Annotated in this window: 18 protein-coding genes; 3 read left to right on the forward strand and 15 right to left on the reverse strand. The window is 57.8% G+C overall.

Annotated elements, in window-relative coordinates; all coding sequences use genetic code 11:
- Positions 1-151 precede the first annotated feature (151 nt).
- The 7 genes from H6B15_RS00955 to H6B15_RS00985 all read right to left on the reverse strand — a co-directional run bounded on the left by H6B15_RS00955 (position 152) and on the right by H6B15_RS00985 (position 9,015).
- Positions 152-4,108, reverse strand: coding sequence for an FtsX-like permease family protein (locus H6B15_RS00955; RefSeq protein WP_204645130.1), 3,957 nt, complete (start codon positions 4,106-4,108; stop codon positions 152-154).
- Between the two features lie 36 nt (positions 4,109-4,144).
- Positions 4,145-4,855, reverse strand: a complete 711-nt coding sequence (locus tag H6B15_RS00960; protein ID WP_204645132.1) for an ABC transporter ATP-binding protein — start codon at positions 4,853-4,855, stop codon at positions 4,145-4,147.
- Between the two features lie 195 nt (positions 4,856-5,050).
- Positions 5,051-5,938 carry a DUF368 domain-containing protein gene (locus H6B15_RS00965; protein WP_204645134.1) on the reverse strand — a complete coding sequence of 296 codons (888 nt, stop codon included), beginning with the start codon at positions 5,936-5,938 and terminating at the stop codon, positions 5,051-5,053.
- A gap of 226 nt (positions 5,939-6,164) precedes the next feature.
- Positions 6,165-6,671, reverse strand: coding sequence for a cyclophilin-like fold protein (locus H6B15_RS00970; RefSeq protein WP_204645137.1), 507 nt, complete (start codon positions 6,669-6,671; stop codon positions 6,165-6,167).
- Positions 6,672-6,691: 20 nt separating this feature from the next.
- The gene (locus tag H6B15_RS00975) at positions 6,692-7,858 is read right to left on the reverse strand and encodes an iron-containing alcohol dehydrogenase (protein ID WP_204645139.1); all 1,167 of its coding nucleotides are present in this window, start codon (positions 7,856-7,858) and stop codon (positions 6,692-6,694) included.
- A gap of 28 nt (positions 7,859-7,886) precedes the next feature.
- A complete protein-coding gene (locus H6B15_RS00980; RefSeq protein ID WP_204645141.1) occupies positions 7,887-8,753 on the reverse strand; it encodes a DUF3737 family protein in 867 nt (288 codons plus the stop codon).
- Positions 8,754-8,760: 7 nt separating this feature from the next.
- A complete protein-coding gene (locus tag H6B15_RS00985) occupies positions 8,761-9,015 on the reverse strand; it encodes a hypothetical protein (protein WP_204645149.1) in 255 nt (84 codons plus the stop codon).
- 184 nt (positions 9,016-9,199) lie between these two features.
- Between H6B15_RS00985 and H6B15_RS00990 the strand changes: the two genes are divergently transcribed.
- On the forward strand, positions 9,200-10,081 hold the full coding sequence (locus H6B15_RS00990; protein ID WP_204645151.1) for a LysR family transcriptional regulator: 882 nt from the start codon (positions 9,200-9,202) through the stop codon (positions 10,079-10,081).
- 44 nt (positions 10,082-10,125) lie between these two features.
- On the opposite strand, the gene H6B15_RS00995 is transcribed toward H6B15_RS00990, so the two are convergent.
- The 7 genes from H6B15_RS00995 to hypB all read right to left on the reverse strand — a co-directional run bounded on the left by H6B15_RS00995 (position 10,126) and on the right by hypB (position 17,076).
- Positions 10,126-10,866, reverse strand: a complete 741-nt coding sequence (locus H6B15_RS00995; RefSeq protein WP_204645153.1) for a penicillin-binding transpeptidase domain-containing protein — start codon at positions 10,864-10,866, stop codon at positions 10,126-10,128.
- A gap of 356 nt (positions 10,867-11,222) precedes the next feature.
- On the reverse strand, positions 11,223-11,801 hold the full coding sequence (locus tag H6B15_RS01000) for a 4Fe-4S binding protein (RefSeq protein WP_204645155.1): 579 nt from the start codon (positions 11,799-11,801) through the stop codon (positions 11,223-11,225).
- On the reverse strand, positions 11,798-12,007 hold the full coding sequence (locus H6B15_RS01005; RefSeq protein ID WP_204645157.1) for a 4Fe-4S dicluster domain-containing protein: 210 nt from the start codon (positions 12,005-12,007) through the stop codon (positions 11,798-11,800). Before H6B15_RS01005 ends, H6B15_RS01000 begins: the two co-directional genes overlap by 4 nt.
- A 128-nt stretch (positions 12,008-12,135) precedes the next feature.
- Positions 12,136-13,173, reverse strand: a complete 1,038-nt coding sequence (locus H6B15_RS01010; RefSeq protein ID WP_204645159.1) for a DUF5692 family protein — start codon at positions 13,171-13,173, stop codon at positions 12,136-12,138.
- Between the two features lie 29 nt (positions 13,174-13,202).
- Positions 13,203-13,595, reverse strand: coding sequence for a hydrogenase maturation nickel metallochaperone HypA (locus H6B15_RS01015; protein WP_204645161.1), 393 nt, complete (start codon positions 13,593-13,595; stop codon positions 13,203-13,205).
- Between the two features lies 1 nt (position 13,596).
- Positions 13,597-16,365, reverse strand: coding sequence for an FAD-dependent oxidoreductase (locus H6B15_RS01020; protein WP_204645163.1), 2,769 nt, complete (start codon positions 16,363-16,365; stop codon positions 13,597-13,599).
- 30 nt (positions 16,366-16,395) lie between these two features.
- Positions 16,396-17,076: a hydrogenase nickel incorporation protein HypB gene (gene hypB, locus H6B15_RS01025; RefSeq protein WP_204645187.1), complete on the reverse strand. Its 681-nt coding sequence runs from the start codon at positions 17,074-17,076 to the stop codon at positions 16,396-16,398.
- Positions 17,077-17,306: 230 nt separating this feature from the next.
- Here hypB and H6B15_RS01030 point away from each other — a divergent pair, with 230 nt between their 5' ends.
- Together H6B15_RS01030 and H6B15_RS01035 are read left to right on the forward strand one after the other, a co-directional pair.
- Positions 17,307-18,014, forward strand: a complete 708-nt coding sequence (locus H6B15_RS01030) for a FadR/GntR family transcriptional regulator (RefSeq protein WP_204645165.1) — start codon at positions 17,307-17,309, stop codon at positions 18,012-18,014.
- 33 nt (positions 18,015-18,047) lie between these two features.
- Positions 18,048-18,668 (forward strand): class I SAM-dependent methyltransferase, encoded by a 621-nt coding sequence (locus H6B15_RS01035; RefSeq protein WP_204645167.1) that lies wholly within the window; start codon positions 18,048-18,050, stop codon positions 18,666-18,668.
- A gap of 155 nt (positions 18,669-18,823) precedes the next feature.
- On the opposite strand, the gene H6B15_RS01040 is transcribed toward H6B15_RS01035, so the two are convergent.
- The gene (locus tag H6B15_RS01040) at positions 18,824-20,380 is read right to left on the reverse strand and encodes a recombinase family protein (protein ID WP_204645168.1); all 1,557 of its coding nucleotides are present in this window, start codon (positions 20,378-20,380) and stop codon (positions 18,824-18,826) included.
- Between the last annotated feature and the right edge of the window lie 664 nt (positions 20,381-21,044).

The following is a 21,044-nucleotide window of genomic DNA, read 5'->3' on the forward strand; positions in this document are numbered from 1 at the left end:
GTAATTATAAACAAAAACAGTGGGCCTGTCAATGGCTCAAAATCAAAAATCACATTTTCTGCACAAAAAAACTTTGAGTGTACCCGGATGGCGGACGAACATAGAAAATCCGCCGGGCTGCGATGCCCGGCGGCAATTTTCTGAGGATGTTTTATTCGGGGGCTTTCATGCTTTCCACCATGGAAATCTGTTTGAGCTTGCGCCCCATGAACAGGTTGACAAACAGGCTGAACAGGAAGGTCAGGGCCAGGGCGTAGACAAAACTCATAGGCTGGATATCCCGGCCAAACATGACCGCATCCACCTCTACGGTGAGGATGACGAACTTGTGCAGCGCCACGCCGCCCGCCAGGCCGAAGAGGGCACCGATCAGGGTGAGAATGACGCTTTCCCGGTTCACGTAGGCATCCACCTCCCGGTCATAGAAGCCCAGCACCTTGATGGTGGCGATCTCCTTGACTCGCTCGGCGATGTTGATGTTGGTCAGGTTGTACAGAACCACAAAAGCCAGGCAGGCCGCACAGACGATGATCAGCACCACCACGGCGTCGATGGATTCCAGCATGTTCAGCACCATGGCCATGCTGTCGGCGGTGAAGTTGAGGCTGGCAACCTCATCCATGGCCAGCAGCTCGGCGGATACGGTGTCTCTCCCCTGCTGGGAATTGTCCGCCATCTGGCTCATGACCGCGTTCCAGTCCGGCTCCTGGCCGAAGCCTACGGCATAGCTGGCGGCGCTCATATATACATAATTATATACGTAGTGTTCGCACACGCCGGTCACGGTGAATTGAGCTTCGTTTCCGTCCGCATCCTCCAGGGTCACGGTGTCCCCCGGCTTCACGTTCAGGGTGCTGGCCAGCTTTTCGGTCAGCACAACCCCTTCCTGCTCCAGGGGGGTGGGCTCGCCGGTCTGGCGGTTATGCAGGTCGGCAAACCCGGCAAAGGCGTCCACATCTTCGGGAATCATGTAATAGTAGTCCACCGTGCTGCCGTCCTCCAGCTCCTGCTCCACCTGCTGGGTGAAGACGGTGAGGGAACTGGTGAAGACATCACTGTTGTACAAGTAGTCATGGGCCGGGCCCTCCCGGGTATCCTCGGCACTGGTCACGGCGGTGAGAAGATCGTAATGGTAAATTTCTCCGAACTGCTTGGTGACGATGCTGTTCAGGGAATCCGAAATGCCGAAACCGGTGACCAGCAGGGCGGTACAGCCCGCCACCCCGATGACCGTCATCCAGAACCGCTTTTTATACCGCAGCAGATTCCGGCAGGTCACTTTATAGGTAAAAGGCAGGCGGCGCCACAGGAAGGTGACCCGCTCCAGCAGGATACGTTTGCCCGCCTTGGGCGCCCGGGGCCGCATGAGGGCGGCGGGATATTCGTGCAGGGTGGTGCGGCAGGCGGACCAGGTAGCGGCCATGGCGATGGCGATGAGGGAACCGCCGGCCAGCAGCCCCACGTCCCAGCGCCAGGGGGACAGAAAGACCGGGGTGTAATACATCATCTGGTAGGCGGTCCAGATCACCCGCGGGAACACAAAGAATCCGAGCACCAGCCCGAACACCGCACCGGCCGCTGCGGCCGACAAGGCATACAGCAGGTACTTCTGCATGATGGCACCGGGGGTATAGCCCAGGGCTTTCATGGTGCCGATCTGCAAGCGCTCCTCTTCCACCATGCGGGTCATGGTGGTGGACACCACCAGCGCCGCCACCAGGAAGAAGAACACCGGGAACACCTTGGCCAGCGCAGCCAGTTTGGTGGAGTTGGAATCAAAGGAGGCAAAGCTGACGTTGCGTCCGCGGTCCCAGACGTACCACTCGCCTTCCTCAATGTCATTGAGTTTGGCTTCGGCGTCCTCAATTTCCTGGCGGGCATCGGCCAGCTCCTTGTCAGCCTCCGCCTTGGCGTCGGCGTATTCGATTTCGCCGTCCCGCAGTTCCTGGGTCTTTTCGGCGATGGTCCGGCGGGCGTCCTCCAGCTCGGCGGCCGCGTCAGCCAGCTGAACCCGGGCGTCCTCAATCTCCTTGCGGGCATCGTCCAGTTCCAGCTGCTTGTCCACCAGCAGGTCCCAGCTCTCGTCCAGGGTGGTCCTGGCAGACTGCAGCTGGTTCTTGCCGTCATACAGCTCGGTGCCCTGGGCTTCATACTGCGCCCATCCCGCATCCAGCTGCGCCTTGCCGTCGAGGAGGGTCTGCTCGTTGGCTTCCAGCTGGGCACGGCCGTCGGCCAGCTGGGCCGCACCGGCTTCATACAGATCCCAACCTTCCTCCAGCTGGGCTTTCAGGCCATCCAGATACTCCTGGGTGAGCATCTGGTCCACCTGTTCTTCGGTCAGGGTCTGCCCCATGGCCGCATAGGCGGCTATGAGCTGCTTTGTTCCCTCTTCGATCTTCTGTTTTGCGGCAATCAGCTCTTCCGCGCCTTTGCACAGCTGGGTGCTGGTCTGGGCGGGTGTGGGATTGGCTTTGCCACTGCGGGCGGTTTCTGCGGTGGCTATCTCGGGTTCGGCCGTCTGTTCTACCGGCTCTTCCGCCTGCGCTGCGTCGGACAGGGCTTGCTCCCCTGTCGGATTGTCGTTTTGTGTCTCCGGTTCCGCCGGGAGCGCTGCGGCCGTCTCCGGGGTCTGGATGCCTCCCTGGCCGGGGTCCGGCGGCGTCATCATCTGCCGGACCATCCACAGCAAAAGGGTGGTATCATCGGACGGGCGCTGGTCCTGGGGCAACTGGGCCAGCTCATCCAGCAACCTTTCTGCCTGGGCTTCGGTCAGCGTCATTCCCGTGCCCGGGAACATCTGCAGCGCCTGGTTTACGCCGGCGGTGAACTGGGTCAGTCCCTCCGCATACTGGGTTTTCCCCTCGCTGAATTCCACCAGCTGGTCATACTGCGCCTGAGCGGTTTCCAGCGTGGCCTTGCTGGCGGCCAGTTCCTGTTCGCCGGCTTCAATCTGTGCCAGGGCCGCATCATAGGCAGCCTTGCCCTCCTCATACAGGCGCTGGGCTTCTTCCAGCTGCTGTTTGCCTTCAGACAGGGCCGTCTCGCCGTCCAGTACCTTCTGCCAGTTTTCCTTCCACTGGGCTTCCCCGGCAATCAGTTCGTCCCGGCCCGCATTCAGGGCGGCTTCGCCGTCCTTCAGCTGCTGTTCGTAGTCGGCCAGTTCGGCCAGACCATCCTGATAGTCCCGCTCGCCGTCGGCCACTTCCCGCTCACCGTCGGCCAAAGCATCCCGGCCGTCCTGCAGTTCCTGCGCCGCGTCGGACAATTCCTGGTCTGCTTCGGCGGCGGCGTCGTTGTACTCGTCCCAGGCATCATCGATTTCCTGCTGGGCATCCGCCTTGACCTCGGTCAGACGAGCCTCACAGCGGGCGTCGGAGATACTCTCCACCCGGTCACTCACCGTCTGCACCGCATCGTCGTAGGCATCGCCCATGCTGTTCATGGACAGCCCACCGTCCACGGTCAGATAGATTTCTGTGTAGGTATCATAGGCGAAATCCTGGGGCAGTATGTAAAAGATGGTTTCCACCGCGCCGCTGCCCACGCTGGCGGGCTCCCGCTCAAAGGAGAAGTAGGTGGCGTCGTGCACCACACCCACCACGGTATATTGGGTGGTGGCCAGGGTGTCTTCCAGGTCCTCGTTGTCATCGGCGGGCACCTGGATGGTATCCCCGATGTTGACCCCACGGCTCGCCAGGTCACCCGACCCGGCTTCCACCACGCATTCGCCGGAAGTTTCGGGCCAACGGCCCTGTTCCAGCACCAGACGGTTGATTACATCGGCCCCTTCCGGGTTGCCGTCGGTGTCAGTGGGCAGACTGTGTACCCGGGCCACTGCCTGGTCCGAAGCGGGGGTCTTGACCAGGACATCCGCCGACCAGGCGCCCCGGACCTCCTGCACGCCTTCCACCGCTTCCAGCGCCTGCACATCGGCATCGGTCAGGCCAAGGGTGCCTATGACCCGCAGGTCATACAAATTGGCATCGTCCAGGTATTGCTCCACCGAATCCCGCATATCGGGCGTGGTGGATACAAGACCGGCCAGAAAGCCGACCCCCAATGCCACAATGGAAAAAATGGCCAGAAACCGGCTGCGGGTGCTGGCCAACGTGCGGCGTATATTTTTTCGATACGTCCTGTTCATTTACCACTCGATCCTTTCGACCGGGGTCGGCGCCGGGTTGCACTGCATATCGATCACACGGCCGCTGTTGATGCGGATAACACGGTCCGCCATAGCTGCCAATGCACTGTTGTGGGTGATAACGATGACAGTCCGGCCTTTCTGCCGGCAGGTGGCCTGCAAAAGAGCCAAGACCTGCTTGCCGGTTTTGTAGTCCAGCGCACCGGTGGGTTCGTCACACAGAAGAATCTTGGGATTTTTGGCCAGGGCCCTGGCGATGGACACACGCTGCTGTTCCCCGCCCGAAAGCTGGGCCGGAAAATTGTTGCGCCGCTGCAAAAGCCCCACTTCTTCCAGGACCAGGTCCGCATCCAAAGGATCCCGGCAGATTTCGGAGGCCAGCTCCACATTTTCCCGGGCGGTCAGGTTCTGCACCAGGTTATAAAACTGGAACACGAACCCCACGTCATAGCGGCGATACCGGGTCAGCCGTTTCTGGTCAAAAGAGCTGACCGTCTCGCCGTCCAGTATGATGGTGCCTTCGTCGCAGGTGTCCATGCCGCCCAGCATGTTCAGCACGGTGGTCTTGCCGGCGCCGGAAGGCCCCAGAATGACACAGAACTCCCCTTTTTCAATCTCGAAGGTCACGTGATCGGCCGCTGCGATACGGGTATCCCCCATCTGATAATATTTACAAACATCCTTGAACTGAACAAATGCCTGCTTTGCCATAAACGGCTCCTTTGTCTGCATTGCATACGATCTGAACATGTGTTTAGTATAGCATGAAATTGCAAACAAACAATAAACAAAGATTGAAAAAAGGTTGTAATTTGCACAAAAAAGTTGATTGTGTCCGCTTTTTCGGATACGCAAAGAGCCCGCATCCTTAACACGGAGGCGGGCTCTTGCTGAAACAGGAATCAATCAGGCTTCTTCCTTATTGCCCATGAGCCAGGTCACCCAAGCACCCAGGGCCGCCAGCACCAGGCCGACGAGCAGTTCCACCACCGAGAAGGCGCCGAAGGCATCGGCGGAATACAAGATGGCGAAGGGGGAAGAAAGAATCAGGCCGATAATGGCCGCAAAGGTCTGGCTGGGGAAACGCCGGAACAGGTATTCGATGATCTTGGCGATGAGGAAGATGCCCAGCACCACCCCGATGCCGAAGGGAACCAGCAGCAGGCAGTTATGGATCACGCCGCCAAGGTCGCCGTCCTTGAGCATGGTCACGGTGCCGGTAACCAGGGAAAGGATGGTGCTGTAGTACCCCAGAACCATGAGCACCATACTGCCGGACACGCCGGGAATCACCATGGTGGCGCTGGCGATCAGGCCCAGCAGGAAGAGAATCACAATGGTGACGGGATCAAGGGTCAGGGTCTTGATGGCGCCCTCGGCCCCCTGCACCAGGGGCAGGCCCACGCCGATGGCCAGCAGCACCAGAAAGCTGACAACTTCGCCGGCGCCGATACGACCGGACGGTTTCTTTTCGATGTTCTTGCGCAGGTTCATCCACAGGATGGGCAGACCGCCCAGAATCAGGCCCACGAAGGTCAGGCAGGTGGCCAGCACAAAATTGTTGAGCAGATACTCCAGCAAAAAGCCGAAGCCCACAATGCCGATGACCATGCCCACACCCAGGGGGATCAGCAGTTTCATGCTCTTTTTGAAATGCTTGAACAGGCCGGTGACGGCGCTGATCAGTTTGTCGTAAATGCCCATGGAAACGGCCATTGTGCCGCCGGATACGCCGGGAATGACGTTGGCGATACCGATGACGATACCGCGCAGGATATTCAGTACAGCGTTCATTCTATGTTCCTTTCTCTGCGATTGTCTTGTTCCTTCTCGTAGATAGCGCCCGCCACACATGCGGACTCATAGTGTTTTATAATAGCGCATCCGGCCATTTGGCGCAAGGGGAAAACCGTAATTTTTCCCTGTTTGACGGTGAGATTTTGTCCTTTTCTGACCTACATTTCCCCGTTCGGCGGCAATCAAGAAAGGCGGCCGCAGAAATGCGGCCGCCTGGTACAGGTTATTTTGTCAGCAGGAGCGTGGTTTCGGAACCGCCGAAAGCCTTTTCCAGCTCTTCCTGTGTGGCATTCTGAATGGTGCCCAGCCTGGTGTATGCCCAGGTGTTGGAACCGTAGAAAAAGGCGATGGAATTGCCCTGATACAGCATGATATCCCCTGGTTGGGTGGTGATGCGGGTGTCCTGTTGGGGCAGGTTTTGGGGCAAACTGCCCACCTTCTCGAATCCACCGAAATTTTCTACTTGAACGGTCAGGGGGCCGTCCTCCAACATCCGCAGCAGAGCGTCCCCCGCCTCATTCTGGGCAGGTGTTGCCGTCAATGTGGTATCGCCGATCTGGATATACAGCATGGTTTCCTCCTTGGTCTGTTGCGCCTGCTCCGGCGTGGCCGGGGCAGCCGTTGCTGACGGTACGGTTGTGGGCTGCGGTGTGGCGGCAGGCTCCCTGGCTGCACCACGGCAGCCGGGCAAGACAGCCAGAACCGCCAGTGCTGCAATGCAGGCAACCATCCGCACCGTTTTCGGGCCGCTCACAGGCTGGCCCGCAGGATGGCGATGACATCCTCCCGGGTGAGTACCTTATACCCGCCAGTCATCAGGAAGGTACCGTCGGCAATGCCTTCGATCATGTCTTCGGTCACACCCAGCTCCCGGATGTTCATGGCCACACCCAGTTCCTTCATCCAGGCTTCCATGGCGTCCAGACCGGCTTCCGCCAGTTCTTTCTCGGTCTTGCCCGCCGGGTCAATGCCCCAGACGTTGGTGGCAAAGCGGGCAAACTTGGCCAGACCGTAGGGCATGATGAACCGGTAATAGGCCAGGGACACTGCCGACAGGGTCATGCCGTGGGTGGCGTCGGTGTACGCGCCGATGGACTGTCCGATCATGTGGACCTCCCAGTCGGTGGTCTTGCCCATGGCCAGCAAAGTGTTCAGCGCCCAGGTAGCGGCCCACATGATGTTGCTGCGTGCCTCGTAGTTGTGCGGATCCGCCAGCGCTTCGCGGGAGCTGTGCACCAATGATTTCATCAGCCCTTCGGCAATGTAGTCGGTGGTGTTGTCGTCGGTGCCGGAAAAATACTGCTCACAGATATGGTTGAAGGCATCGTAAATGCCGGCCACCATCTGCCGCATGGGCACGGTGTAGGTATAGGTGGGGTTCAGGATGGTAAACCGGGGCATAACGTTGCTGCCGAACACATGGCCGATTTTCCGCTTCTGGGTATGGTTGGTGATGACCGACCCGCCATTCATCTCGGAACCGGTGCCCACCATGGTCAGCACACAGCCCACGGGAATGATGGGGTTGTCCACCTCTTCCATCCGCAGGTAGTATTTTTCCCAGGGATCCTCCTCGCACCAGGCGGAGACGGACACCGCTTTGGCGTAATCGCAGACAGAACCGCCGCCCACGGCCAAAATCAGGTCCACATTCTGCTCTCTGGCCACCTTGCAGCCTTCGTACAGTTTTTCCACCGTGGGATTGGGCATGACCCCGGGCATTTCAAACACCTGCTTGCCGCAGTCCTGCAGGATGGCCACGATCTGATCATACAGTCCGGAACGCTTGATCGAACCGCCTCCATAGGTCAGCAGCACCTTGCTGCCATAGTTTGCCAGTTCACCACCCAGTTTGTCCAGGGCATCCTGACCAAAGTGGACGCGGGTGGGATTGCAGTAGGTAAAATTGCCTAACATAAAACAGTCTCCTTCCTGAAGAAATCAATCAGGCGCAGCCGCCGGCTTTTCTGTCGGACACGCGGGTGCAGATTACTTCGCCCCGGGCTTCCGGATCGTCCCGGATCACCTCTCCCACCGAGGGCAGTTCGATGCGACCGGAACGGGGATTCTTGATGCTGAGCACCGGGGTGGTGAGGGTGGCATGAACCTCGCTCTTTTCGAAGGACAGGTCGGTGTCGATCATCTCACAGTTGATCAGGCGCAGCCCTTTGCAGTAGCACAGCGGCTGGGTGCCGATGATCTTGCAGTTTTCAAACGTCACATTTTCACAGTACCAGGCCAGATATTCCCCTTTGACCACACAGTTCCGCACCATCACATGTTTGGCATGCCAGAAGGCATCCTTGGTGTCAAAACGGCAGTTTTCGAAGGTGGCGTCCTGGATGTACTGGAAGGAATACTTGCCCTTCAGCGTCACATTGGTAAAGTGCAGGTGATCCGACCGCATCATGAAATATTCGCTTTCGGCGGTGCAGTCTTCCATGGTGATTCCCCGGACCGACCAGCCGAACTCCGGGGACCGGATGTCACAGCCATGCATGGTCACGTTGTCACATTCCCGCAGTGCCTTGATGCCGTGAAGCTTGGTATCGGTGATGGTCACGTTGCGGGAATACCACAGCGCCGCCCGGCACAGTTCGGTCATCTCGCCGTTGCGGATGGTCAGGCCGGTGTCATGCCAGAACGGATACCGCAGATTGAAAAAGCAATCTTCCGCTGTGATGTTTGTACCCTCCTTGAAGGCGCTTTCCCCATCCGCCGGGCCGTCAAAACGGCAGTTTGTCACGCAGATATCCTTCTGCCCGTACAGGGCACGTTCCTGGTCAAAAGTCTGGTCGGAAATGAATTTCATACCTTGGTCATCTCCCGTTATCTTTTTTGATTTCTTCCTGTCGGCTGAGTTGGTAGGACAGATAATCCAGACAGCTGATCTGCTTTTCCCGGCAATGGATACGATCCAACAGGTACTGCCGCTGTCTGGACAGAATACGCATCTGTTCGCATCGCTTGCCCCTGGACCAGCAATCCAGGAAACCGGCAACCGCTTCCGGCGCAAAGCCTGCATCCCGCAGATTCTGGCACACATCTTCCCTTGACAATTCCTGGTCCTTCATTCCATCTTGCCTCCGTTCTACCGCTGCGGACGGCCAATTGGCTGCCGTCCACACCGACTGATTTCAGTGTAGCCCTTTCGCAATCAAATAGCAAATACTTATATTTTATAATATGATATGCCTTGTAAGCATCTTGTTTTTCTGGTACCATAAAAGAAAAACTTGGTTTCGGGAGGAATGCCTGATGGAACTTCGTGTCTTGCGCTACTTTCTGACCATCGCCCGGGAAGGCAGCATCACCAACGCAGCCAACGCCTTGCATGTCACACAGCCCACACTGTCCCGTCAGATCCGTGATCTGGAGGAGGAGCTGGGGCAGCCTCTTTTTGTGCGCAACAGCCACAGCGTGACCCTGACGCCGGAAGGAATGCTGCTGCGCAAACGCGCCGAGGAGATCATCGACCTGGTACAGAAGACCGAACAGGAATTCGCCCAGACAGAGGAACAACTTTCCGGAGAGGTGTATATCGGTGCCGGAGAGACGATGGGAGTACACTATCTTACCCGCGCCGCCCATCGCCTGCAGGAGCAATATCCGCAGGTCCATTTCCATATTTCCAGCGGAGATGCCACCGATGTGCGGGAGGAACTGGACAAAGGGCTGATTGATTTCGGGTTACTTTTCGCCCCCATCGACATGACGAAATATAACGTCATTCCCCTTTCTTACCGGGATACCTGGGGTGTGCTGATGCGCCAGGACAGCCCTATGGCTGCCAAAGAAACCGTGTCCTTCGCTGACCTTGTGGGCAAGCCCTTGATTTTGTCCCGTCAAGTGCTGAAAAACAACCGTCTGCAGGAATGGTTCGGGGAAGCTGCCGGACAGTTGCAGATCAACGGTACTTACAGCCTGGTATACAACGGCTCACTGATGGTGGAAGATGGGATGGGGTACGCCATCTGCCTGGACAACATCATCAACGTAAGCGAGTCCAGCTCCCTTTGTTTTCGCCCACTGGCCCCCCGGCAGGAAGCCGGCATGTGCATTGTGTGGAAAAAGTATCAGATTTTTTCCCGGGCAGCGGAACGGTTTCTGGAGATTCTGCGGGACACAGAAGAAGCCTGACGGCGCACAAGGCACAGTCAGGCTTTCCCGCTTTGTTTTGTTTTTCAGGCATCGGCTGCCGCATCGTAGCTCCCGGTGGTATCCAGCGTAATGGTAGATCCCCGCCGGGCCGAGGTGCCTGCTTCCGGATACAAACCGGTCACCCGTTCGCCATCTCCCACAACGGCGGCTTCCAGACCATATTCGGCCAGCTTCTGCCGGGCGGCGGTCGCCCTCCATCCGGACACATCCGGTACGGTCGTAAAATATTTTTCCAGCTCCTCCTCGGTATAGCTCGGTTCCACCCCCAGATAGGGCAGCGCCTGCTCCAGCACCTCGGCACACACCGGCCCGGATAAGGCACCACCGCTGGTGGTCCAGCTGTGGGGTTCGTCCAGGCAGACCAGCACCGCAATTTTGGGGTCGTCGATGGGTGCCACCGCCACAAAACTGGCAATGCGGGCCGAAGAGTCCTCGCTGTCCAGTTTCTGGCTGGTACCGGTCTTGCCGCCCACCCGATACCCCGTTACCGCCCCGTTTTTGCCGGTGCCGTCGGTGACGACGCCTTCCATCAGGGTACGCATGGTGGCTGAGGTTTCTTCCGAAATTACCTGCCGTTTGACAGTGGGTTCGGTTTCATGAATGACCTGGCCGTCTGCGTCGGTGATGGTCTGCACCACATAGGGCTGCATGAGTTTGCCCCCGTTGACAATGGCCGCTACTGCGGTGATCATCTGCAGATAACTGACCTTGCTGCTTTGCCCGAAGGAACAGCTGGCCAGTTCCACCGGCCCCGTCCGGTACATGATTTTGGACCATGGAAAAGACACCAAATCAAAACAACCCGTTCAACGGATGGTTTGAGCAGGCCCTATAAGAGCTTATCTCTTTTGGTAGCCCTCTAAAGAGGGCACTGAACCATTTTTCAATCACACTTTTTTGCACTACAAGCCCCTTACACGGGGCTACATTAAACAATCTTCGCATTATTCAAAGTTATATTTCTTTACTTTAGGTTCCAGCTGATGCTGGAACTTATTCCATTTAATAAAGCATTTTTATTGCCCCCAGTTGAACTGGGGGATTTTATCATGCCTATTCGGCAACACACAAAACACCCGTGCGGCATCACAGCTGCACGGGTGTTGTTCCCTATGATATTTTATACGTTCCGGCCGTTTTTGGCCTTGCAGATCAGCTGGGTCATGGTGCCCATGGGGCAGTAGACGCACCAGCTGCGGGGCTTGAAGAGCACCATGGTGATCAGGCCCAGCACGGTGGAGGTGAGCATCACGCTGTAAAAGCCGAAGGCAAACTGGGCCACGCCGGGGTGGAACAGGGTACCGTGGTAGGCCCAGTTCCAGGGCAGCTTGAAGGTCCACAGCAGGGTGACCACCTGTTTGAGGTCCCGGGCCCCGGCAAAGACCAGCCAGGTGTTCCAGAGCATCAGGAAGAACATGGCGAAGAAGAAGGTCAGGAATCCGTACCGGAAAACCTTGCTCTTCATCCAGTTGGGAATGTCCTTTTTGCGGGACAGGCCGAACCGGCCGCCCAGCATGCCGAACAGCTGGCCCCGGCCGCAGTAGCGGTTACAGTAGCCTTTGTTGCCGCCCACCACCGCAAAAAGCAGCGGGATGCAGAAGCAGAGCAGTCCCAGCCAGGCAAACAGGATGTTGAAAAAGCCCAGTATCAGGTAAAGGAGCGAGGCAATCCAAAGATAATCATACCACTTCTTTTTCATGCGCCCACCTCCCGAATCTGGATGACGCTGGCCGGGCATTCGGCGGCACATCTGCCGCAGCCCACGCACTTGTCCTGGTTGACCCGGGCCGTGACGCCCCGGACGATCTCGATGGCCTGCACCGGGCAGACCTTCACACAGCAGCCGCAGGCCACACAGTCGGCCCGGTCCACCTGGGCCTTGCGGCGTTTGATTCCGGTTTTCATGATAACCCCTCCCGCATTTCAGTGGGCCCAGTATACCGCAAAGAGGGGTTATTCTTCCGTGATGAGGTCACGAATGAAAAAAGGCCGGCTGCCTTTTGACGGGCAGCCGGTCCTTTTGTTTGGGTTTGTTACTCCGCGCGGGCCATGGCCAGCTGGAAGTCCTTGGTATCGGTGAAGATCTCGTTGGTGTAGGGGTTCTTCTTCTGTTCCACCGACCGCTTGATGATGATGGCCAGCACAATGACGTTGGCCGCCAGCGCTGCCAAGGCGATGACACCCTGCATGGTGGGATCGGCCGCCGTGGGATGGGTGGCGGCATCCATCACGCCGTCCACATACAGCACGGGGATGGTGGCAAAGACACCCTGATCCTGGAACAGCGGGAAGACCTGGGCAAACATGCACCACAGAGCCAGGGTGTTGGCGCGGTTCTGAATCCAGCCGCCCTTGTTCCAGAAGGCATTGGCAAAGGTGGGTGCCAGCAGCAGGGCCAGGCCGCAGTACCAAGCATGGGTGGGCAGGTTGTTGTAGGTGTATTCAAAGTTCCACAGGTCGTAAGCCACGATGTAGAAGATGGTCATATCCGGCCACAGCATGTCCTGCTGCTTCTTGGAGGAGTAAATGCCCCACCAGCCGGTCATACACAGGATGTTCAGGATACCTGCAATGCCGTTGACCCAGTTCCACCAGCCGCCGTAGACCCAGACGTTCTCGCTGGACAGCCACCAGCGGCTGCCGGTTTCGGCCAGGGCCATGGCGCCGCGGATGCCGGACTCGAAGTCGCTGGCCACGGCGATTAGGATGTTGATGCCCACGATCACAAAGGGGAAGGCCTTGAACCAGTGGGTCTTGCCGATGCCCCACTTGTATTTGAGCATCATGAAGCCGATGCAGCCGATGGTGGCCGCATACAGCTTGGCGTAATGGAACCAGCTGTTCATGTACAGGTAGGTGGGGTTGTTCAGCGCCCATTCTGCGCCCATGGAAGCCCCCACAGCCACCGCGATGAAGTAGACCGTCAGGCCTGCGGGCAGAATCAGGAAGCAGAAGATGCCTCCCTGCTTGGTGCGGCGGGCCAGCTCATTGACCAGAATCAGCCCAACGAATACCAGCAACCAACCGAACAGTTGCCAGCCGGCGTTTTCGCCGTAGATTTGAAACAACATACAAAATTCCTCCGTTTACTTTATGCTTGTTACGGTTCGCCCGGGGCGGAAGAGTCCGTCGGTTCCGGCTCTTCCTCCTGGGGCACCGTAATATCCCGGATCATGGTTTCGTTGCCCTGAATCAGATGCGTGTGTCCGCTGCCGCATCCGGGGCAGGTACGTCCGTGGGCCACGGTGGGATACACCATGCCGCAATCCTCGCACAGGGTTTTGGCAGGGATCACCGCCACCTGCAGTCTGGCCCCCCGCATCAGGTCCGATTTGGACACCGCCCAGTTCCAGCAATCCTGAAGGTAATCCTCCAGCACACCGGAGACTTCGCCCAGCTCCAGCGTCACCGCAGTCACACGCCGGACGTTGTTCTGGCGGGCCACATCCTCCACGCTGCGGATGATGTGAAAGACAATTCCCAGTTCGTGCATCTCAGTCTTCCTTCTTGCCGAACCGGATTTTGATTTCCCGCTTGATCATGTAGGGCAGGGTGGCCTTGAACTTGTCCTCGCTGCGGACCATGGTGCTGCATTCGGGACGTTCGCGGTACAGATGGATGGCGTCGAACTCGCACTTGGTGGTGCAGACGCCGCAGCCGATGCACTTGTTGGGGTCCACCACCGAGGCACCGCAGCCCAGGCAACGGGCGGTTTCCTTCTTCACCTGCTCTTCGGAGAAGGTCTTGTGGCCGTCCCGGAAGGAATGGTGGTAGTCGATATCCTGGGCCATGCCTGCCACCTGACGGGCAGTGGTGTCGTAGCTTTCCAGCGCCAGGTCGGTCTTGTCCAGCTCGATGAAGTCCCGGCGGTTGCGGCCGATGGTCATGCTGGTGTTGGGCTGCACAAACCGGTGGATGGAGACGGCGCCCTCCTTGCCCGCGGCGATGGCGTCGATGGCAAACTTGGGACCGGTGTACACGTCGCCGCCTACAAACACATCGGGCTGGGCGGTCTGGTAGGTCAGGGTGTCGGCCACGGCACGGCCGCCGCGGCCCAGCTCCACCCGGGAGCCTTCCAGCAGGCCGCCCCACTGGATGCTCTGGCCGATGCTCATGAACACATGGTCACATTCCACCGTGACGGTGTCGTTCTCGTCATAGGTGGGATTGAAGCGGCCTTCGGCGTCAAACACCGACACGCAGCGCTTGAACACCACGGCCACCGCCTTGCCGTTCTCGGTGAGGATTTCCTTGGGGCCCCAGCCGCAATGGACCTTGGCTCCCTCCTCCTCCGCCTCGGCGATCTCGCCGGGGGTGGCGGGCATCTGGTCGCGGGCTTCCAAGCAGAACATGTCCGCACCGGTGGCGCCGCAGCGCAGGCCGGAACGCACCACGTCGATGGCCACGTTGCCGCCGCCGACCACCACAATGCGGCCGTTGAGGTTGATCTTCTCCCCTTCGTTCACACGGTGCAGGAAATCCACGGCGGTGGTCACGTTGGAGGCGTCCTCGCCGGGAATGCCGGCCATACGTCCGCCCTGGCAGCCGATGGCCAGATAGAAGGCCTTGTAGCCCTGGGCACGCAGTTCGTCCAGGGTCACATCCTTGCCCACTTCCACACCGCAGCGGATCTCCACGCCCATCTGGCGGATGACGTCGATCTCGGCTTCCACCACGTCCTTCTCCAGCTTGTAGGACGGGATGCCGTAGGTCAGCATACCACCGGGCTTCTGGTTCTTCTCAAACACGGTGGGGTGATAGCCCTTTTCCGCCAGGTAGTAGGCGCAGGAAAGGCCCGCCGGACCGGCGCCGATGATGGCCACCTTCTCGCTGAAGCCGCCCCGGTTGGAGGGCGGATTGATGGGCGGAATGTACCGGGTTTCCGCTTCCAGGTCCTTCTGGGCAATGAACTTCTTCACTTCATCAATGGCCACGGCCTGGTCCACGGTGCCGCGGGTGCAGGCGTCCTCGCAGCGGCGGTTGCAGACGCGGCCGCACACCGCCGGGAAGGGATTTTCCCGCTTGATCAGGGCCAGGGCTTCGGTGTACCGGCCCTGGGCGGCCATCTTCAGGTAGCCCTGCACCGCAATGTGGGCGGGGCAGGCCGTCTTGCAGGGAGCGGTGCCGGTGTCATAGCAGTTGATGCGGTTCTTGTCCCGGTAGTCGATGTCCCACTTTTCCGGGCCCCACTTCACATTGTCGGGCAGTTCCTGGCGGGGATACTCCACCGGGCCGTGGCTGGTGCAGAGCTTCTGGCCCAGCTTGACCGCACCGGCGGGGCAATACTCCACACAGCGGCCGCAGGCCACGCAGTTTTCCGGCGTGACGTGGGCCACATAGGCGGAACGGCTCATGTTGGGGGTGTTGAACAGCTGGCTGGTACGCAGGGCGTTGCAGATGTTCACGTTGCAGTTGCAGATGGCGAAAATCTTGTTTTCGCCGTCGATGTTGGTGATCTGGTGCACGAAGCCGTTGTCCTCGGCCCGTTTCAGGATGCGCATGACCTCGTCATAGTCCACATAGTGGCCCTTCTTGGTCTCCACCAGGTAGTCGGCCATATCGCCCACGCCGATGCACCAGTCTTCCGGGTCGTCGCCGCAGCCTTCGCCCATGCGGGCCCGGGACATACGGCAGGAGCAGGGGCTGGCGGCGTACTTGCCGTCGTACTTTTTCAGCCAGTGGGAGATGTGCTCAATGTCCACCGACTGGTTCTCGGTCTCGATGGCCTTTTCCACCGGGATGACATGCATGCCGATGCCGGCGCCTCCGGGAGGCACCATGGCGGTGATGTGTTCCAGCGGCAGGAAGGTCATCCGCTCAAAGAAGGCGGTGACTTCCGGGTTGTTCTCGATCTGGCTCTTCTGCATGTTGAAGAACTCGGCACTGCCCGGCACGAACATGGGCAGCACATACTGCTTCTCGTGCCGCTCGTTCTCCCAGTTGTATTCCAACAATCCCACATAGCTCATCTGGTACAGAAGGGGTTCCAGCTCCTCGGCAGATTTGCCGGTGACCTTGACCAGTTCCGGCAGGGTCATGGGTTTGCGGACCTTCATCTTCAGGGCCACATCCGCCATCTCGTCGGTAATCAGCCCCGCCAGGCCCCAGTATTCCGGGTCTTCGGCGGTGAGGGGACGCAGTTTGGCCGGGATGCGGTCAGTGATCTTCTGGCCCAGTTTCAGAATCTTTTCCCGGGGCTTTTCGTCCTTGGGAATCTTGAAGGGAAGTTTGCTCTCGTCCAGAGGAAAATGGGTCTGGCTCATGGTCGGTTCCTTTCTGTATGGTGTGGCATCTTACTGCTTGTCCGGATTTTTCCAGGCGGCTACCTGGGTGCGCAGCCAGTCGGCCCACTGGTCAATACCCTCGCCGGTGCGGGCGCAGATGGGAATGACCTGGGCATTGGGGTTGCGCATGCGGATGTATTCCTTGCATTTTTCCATATCGAAATCAAAGTAGGGCATCACGTCGATCTTGTTCACCAGCACCACATCGCAGACGGTGAACATCAGCGGATACTTCAGCGGCTTGTCGTGGCCTTCCGGCACCGAGAGAATCATGGCGTTCTTCACGGCACCGGTGTCGAACTCCGCTGGGCAGACCAGATTGCCTACGTTTTCCAGAATGGCCAAGTCCACATCTTCCAGCCCCAGCCCTTCCAGACCCTGGCGGGTCATGCCGGCATCCAGATGGCACATGCCGCCGGTGTGCAGCTGGATGGCCTTGGCGCCGGTCTCGGCAATGGCCTTGGCGTCCACGTCGGAGTCGATGTCCGCCTCCATGACGCCGATGCGCATCTCATCCTTCAGCGCCTCGATGGTGCGGCGCAGAGTGGTGGTTTTGCCCGACCCCGGAGAAGACATGAGGTTGAGCAGAAACACCCCTTTTTCTTTCAGCTGCTGCCGCACCTCGTCGGCCTCCCGGTCATTGGAAGCAAACACGCTCTGCTTGATTTCCAGAATCTTGACATTGTCCATGGTGATCATCCTTTCTCCCCTGCTTTGTGGTTATGCCACACGCCGGTACCACGGCGGGTATTGCGAAATATTTCCTTTTGTGAATAGTTTAACGCCCTTTGAAAGATTGGTCAACCAGGCCGGATTATTTCAGTAAATAGATAGAAAGCAAGGCTTTTTATTTGGCAAAATGTATGATAAAATCGTGGTATGGTATGTGGTATAGCCACAGCCCAGAAAGGAGTGCCGGTATGGAGTTTGAGAAACTTTCCGCCCCCAGTCTGAAAGATCTGTTCATCCAGCAGTTGCAGCGGATGATCTTGTCCGGCGAGTTGGCCGTGGGTACCCAGCTGCCCCCTGAGCGGGAGCTGGCTCAACAGATGCAGGTAAGCCGTGCGGTGGTCAACGGCGGCATGGCCGAGCTGGCCAAGCAGGGCTTTGTGGAGGTGCGGCCCCGCCAGGGCGCGGTGGTGGCGGACTACCGGCGCCGGGGCAACCTGAGCACCCTCATCGCCATCATGGAATACCAGGGCGGTATCCTGGGCAAGGAGGAAGTACAGTCCATCCTGGAGGTACGCCTGGCACTGGAGCATCTGGCGGTGAGCAACGCCATTGACCGGGCCTCGGACGAAGACCTGGACCGGCTGGGCAGATTGCTGGCCGCCATTGCGGAATGCGATACTCCCGCCCAGGCGGCCGAAGCGGCCTGGTTATACCAGCACGAACTGGCCCTGGTGAGCGGCAACAGCATTTTGCCGTTGATTTACTATTCCTTCAAGCCGCCGGTCATTACCCTGTGGACACGGTTCTGCCGGCTGTACGGCATTGGGGCGCTGTGCCGGAACACCGAGAAATTGTATGATTTCATCCGGGCCCGGGACCGGGAAGGCGCCTCCCGGTGGATTGACGAGTATCTGGGACAGGCCATCTCGGGCGACCAGCAGATTTATACCGAATGAAGTCGGGATATGAACAGAAAGAGGGAGACTCCAATGAATATCCAATGTCTTGACCACCACTGTGCGGGCATTGACAAAAAGAATGTGGTGGAATTTTTTGATGCGCTGGCTTCCGGCTGGGACCAGGACCTGGTGGTGGATGAGGACAAAATCAACGGGATTCTGGATGCCGCCGGGGTCAAACCCGGTGTGCGTGTGCTGGATGTGGCCTGCGGGACCGGGGTGTTGTTTCCCTTTTATGCCCGGCGGCAGGTAAAGGAAGTGCTGGCGGTGGACATCTCGCCGGAAATGGTGAAGATCGCCGCCGGGAAAGTCCCCTCCCCTGTCCGGGTGGTCTGCGGCGATATTGAGTCCATGTCCGGCACTGGCGACTTTGACTGCTGTGTGGTGTACAACGCCCTCCCCCATTTTCCTGACCCGGCGGGGCTGGTGCAGCATCTGGCGGCCTGGCTCAAGCCGGACGGTCGGCTGACCGTAGCCCACAGCATGAGCCTGGAACAGCTGAACCGGCATCATTCTGGTCGTGCCGCCAAAGTGTCCCTAGGGATGCTGCCTGCGGAGGATCTGGCCGAGACTTTCGGGCAGTGGTTTGAGGTGGACACGGTGGTTTCGGATGAGGGGAAGTATATTGTTTCGGGGAGGAAGAAGGGGTAAAAGACGCTGTTTATAAAAGGCATCATCTTGCAGTTGCAATGGATTATTCTCAATGATAGTAAACTTTTATAAATTCTGCTCTTTTACCTTTACGCCTTCATTTGTTATTACTTCACGGCACAGAAAAATATAGTCTATGCCCTCTCCTATAAGTCTTACTCAAACTCTGTGGGTTCTTTAAAGGTAAATTCCACCGTAATGTTCTTTTGATTGTCCACCTCCACGCGGCACACCAGAGAACGCAGTTGTACTTTATTCAGAGTGCGAAACTGCATAAAATTCTTGATTTTTTCCTCTAGTCTTGATCGCTCCTCTGGTACCTCTTTCTTCTGCTGCAGTTGATGGAGCCAACTGATACAGCGTTCTTCCTCCCGGCGCAACTCATGAGAAATATAGGCAAATTCTTCTTCATTCAAGGTCCCGGCGGCTTTGTCCTTGTAGGCGTTCAGCCGGGCGCGCCGGGCAGTTTCCATCTGCTTTTCCAGCTTGCGGCAGCGGGTTCCCGTATCAGAAGCATAGGACCGGCTCTCCAGTCGTCGGCCGGCCTCTGCTTTGGGGTCGATTCTTCCTCTGGCCAGATTTTGCAACGCGTCAAGCACCGTTTGCAGTACCAAATCTTCCCGTATGCTGTGGGAGGTACACTGATGAGCAGTTGGATCACGATAATACCCGTAACAGTTCAGGTACCAGTATTTTCCCCGCTTTTTAGCATACATAGGACTGCCGCAATCGGCACAGTACACGATCCCCGAGAGCAGATGGACGTGGTCGGTGGTTTCGTAAGTACGCACACGCAGCATCTGCTGGGCCAGTGCAAAGTCGTCCTGGCTGACCAGCGGTTCATGGGTATCAGGTACCACCACCCAGTCTTTCGGTTCCATCCGTCGGCGTTTATGTACCTTGTAATTGATGGTCCGGGTAAACTGCTGGGCCATGTCTCCCTGGTACACCGGATGTGATAAAAGCCGGCGAACGGTTTCGGCGTTCCACAGTCCGGTAAAGGTCCGGCTTTTGTCAGTCATGCCTTTCTGCACCGCTGGGGAAGGGACTTTCTCTCGGTTCAGCATTTTGGCGATGGAACCCCGGCTGCTTCCGCCCAGGAACAGTGCAAAGATGCGCTGCACCACGGGGGCGGTTTCTTCATCAGGAAGCAGGTGGTATTTGTCTTTAGGGTCGATGCGGTATCCGTAGGGGGCCTGGCGACCCAAAAACTTACCTTGCCGCTTGAGGATTCCTAGGGATGTCCGCACCTTTGAACTGGCATCCGCCGCGTAGAAATCGTTAAAGACATTTTTGAACACGGCTATCTGCTGTACGGTGTCTGTGTTGCAGGCCGAGTCGTACTGATCGTTGACCGCCACGAAACGAACCCCCAAACGGGGAAATATCTGTTCCAGATAGCGGCCGGTCTCGGCATAGTTGCGACCTAAGCGGGACAGATCCTTGACGATGACGCAGCGCACGCTACCATCCATCAGACAGGCGTTCAATTTCTGAAATCCAGGCCGATCAAAGTCCGTACCCGTGTGTCCATCATCCACAAATTCCTGCGTGATAACGATCCCGTTGTCCTGCGCCCAGTTGGTCAGGTAGGCTCTTTGGTTTTGGATGGAATCCGACTCTGCTGCTGGACCGTCGGCAGCAGACAACCGCAGGTAAATAGCTGCTTCTGTACTAGCTTGAAGAGAATCGGAACCGGAACGTTTTTGCATCTCAGGCTTCCTCCTCTGGCTCCAGGCTCAGATTGCGCACAAGCTGCTCCAGACATTTTGTTAGCGTCTGTGCGTTTTCCTCTGTAGAAAAGCGATAGGTTACAGAATAGGTTGCCATACAGGGACCTCCTTACACAGGGCATCGCAGCGCTTTGTTTTTGCTTAGGAAATCATATGCAGCCTGCATCCCACATATTTTGGTTTGCCGCGGGTACACGGGTAATTGCCGGTACCTGTTGGCGGGCGCCTGTAATTTCCAAGCAATTGTCCACAGAACCTTCATCCTGCGCGGAGTAATTTGAAATTGTGTAACCTCCCAGCAATCTGCAGGCTCTTGTTTTTGATTTTTCTTTCCTCCCATCTCACCCTGTTTTGCTACAGCCAGCCCACAGAAGAATCAGGCGATATTGTATACAGAATTTCGGATTTCACCGCTTAAACGCACCACCAGAAAAGGCCCACGATTTTCCGCTGTCTACATTGTCTTGATCTCTGATGTCAATTTACCCATAGGACTATATAGCAATACCCCCTGATGTAGTACTTACATTTTCCTACATCAGGGGGTATTTGCTCTATTTGTCCGTTTTTAACGGTACAGGGCACAACCCTTGCGGGCTCACTTGTTGGATTCAGGCGGGGTCAGCCCCCTGGCCCGAAGCGT

It is taken from the genome of Gemmiger formicilis, from assembly GCF_016900095.1.
Lineage (GTDB): Bacteria > Bacillota > Clostridia > Oscillospirales > Ruminococcaceae > Gemmiger > Gemmiger formicilis_A.

Excerpts from the sequence above, each read along its gene's own strand:
- H6B15_RS00960 (WP_204645132.1), bottom strand. The coding sequence starts at position 4,855 with ATGGCAAAGCAGGCATTTGTTCAGTTCAAGGATGTTTGTAAATATTAT.
- H6B15_RS00965 (WP_204645134.1), bottom strand. The coding sequence starts at position 5,938 with ATGAACGCTGTACTGAATATCCTGCGCGGTATCGTCATCGGTATCGCC.
- H6B15_RS00970 (WP_204645137.1), bottom strand. The coding sequence starts at position 6,671 with ATGGTTGCCTGCATTGCAGCACTGGCGGTTCTGGCTGTCTTGCCCGGC.
- H6B15_RS00975 (WP_204645139.1), bottom strand. The coding sequence starts at position 7,858 with ATGTTAGGCAATTTTACCTACTGCAATCCCACCCGCGTCCACTTTGGT.
- H6B15_RS00980 (WP_204645141.1), bottom strand. The coding sequence starts at position 8,753 with ATGAAATTCATTTCCGACCAGACTTTTGACCAGGAACGTGCCCTGTAC.
- H6B15_RS00985 (WP_204645149.1), bottom strand. The coding sequence starts at position 9,015 with ATGAAGGACCAGGAATTGTCAAGGGAAGATGTGTGCCAGAATCTGCGG.
- H6B15_RS00990 (WP_204645151.1), top strand. The coding sequence starts at position 9,200 with ATGGAACTTCGTGTCTTGCGCTACTTTCTGACCATCGCCCGGGAAGGC.
- H6B15_RS00995 (WP_204645153.1), bottom strand. The coding sequence starts at position 10,866 with ATGTACCGGACGGGGCCGGTGGAACTGGCCAGCTGTTCCTTCGGGCAA.
- H6B15_RS01000 (WP_204645155.1), bottom strand. The coding sequence starts at position 11,801 with ATGAAAAAGAAGTGGTATGATTATCTTTGGATTGCCTCGCTCCTTTAC.
- H6B15_RS01005 (WP_204645157.1), bottom strand. The coding sequence starts at position 12,007 with ATGAAAACCGGAATCAAACGCCGCAAGGCCCAGGTGGACCGGGCCGAC.
- H6B15_RS01010 (WP_204645159.1), bottom strand. The coding sequence starts at position 13,173 with ATGTTGTTTCAAATCTACGGCGAAAACGCCGGCTGGCAACTGTTCGGT.
- H6B15_RS01015 (WP_204645161.1), bottom strand. The coding sequence starts at position 13,595 with ATGCACGAACTGGGAATTGTCTTTCACATCATCCGCAGCGTGGAGGAT.
- H6B15_RS01020 (WP_204645163.1), bottom strand. The coding sequence starts at position 16,365 with ATGAGCCAGACCCATTTTCCTCTGGACGAGAGCAAACTTCCCTTCAAG.
- hypB (WP_204645187.1), bottom strand. The coding sequence starts at position 17,076 with ATGGACAATGTCAAGATTCTGGAAATCAAGCAGAGCGTGTTTGCTTCC.
- H6B15_RS01030 (WP_204645165.1), top strand. The coding sequence starts at position 17,307 with ATGGAGTTTGAGAAACTTTCCGCCCCCAGTCTGAAAGATCTGTTCATC.
- H6B15_RS01035 (WP_204645167.1), top strand. The coding sequence starts at position 18,048 with ATGAATATCCAATGTCTTGACCACCACTGTGCGGGCATTGACAAAAAG.
- H6B15_RS01040 (WP_204645168.1), bottom strand. The coding sequence starts at position 20,380 with ATGCAAAAACGTTCCGGTTCCGATTCTCTTCAAGCTAGTACAGAAGCA.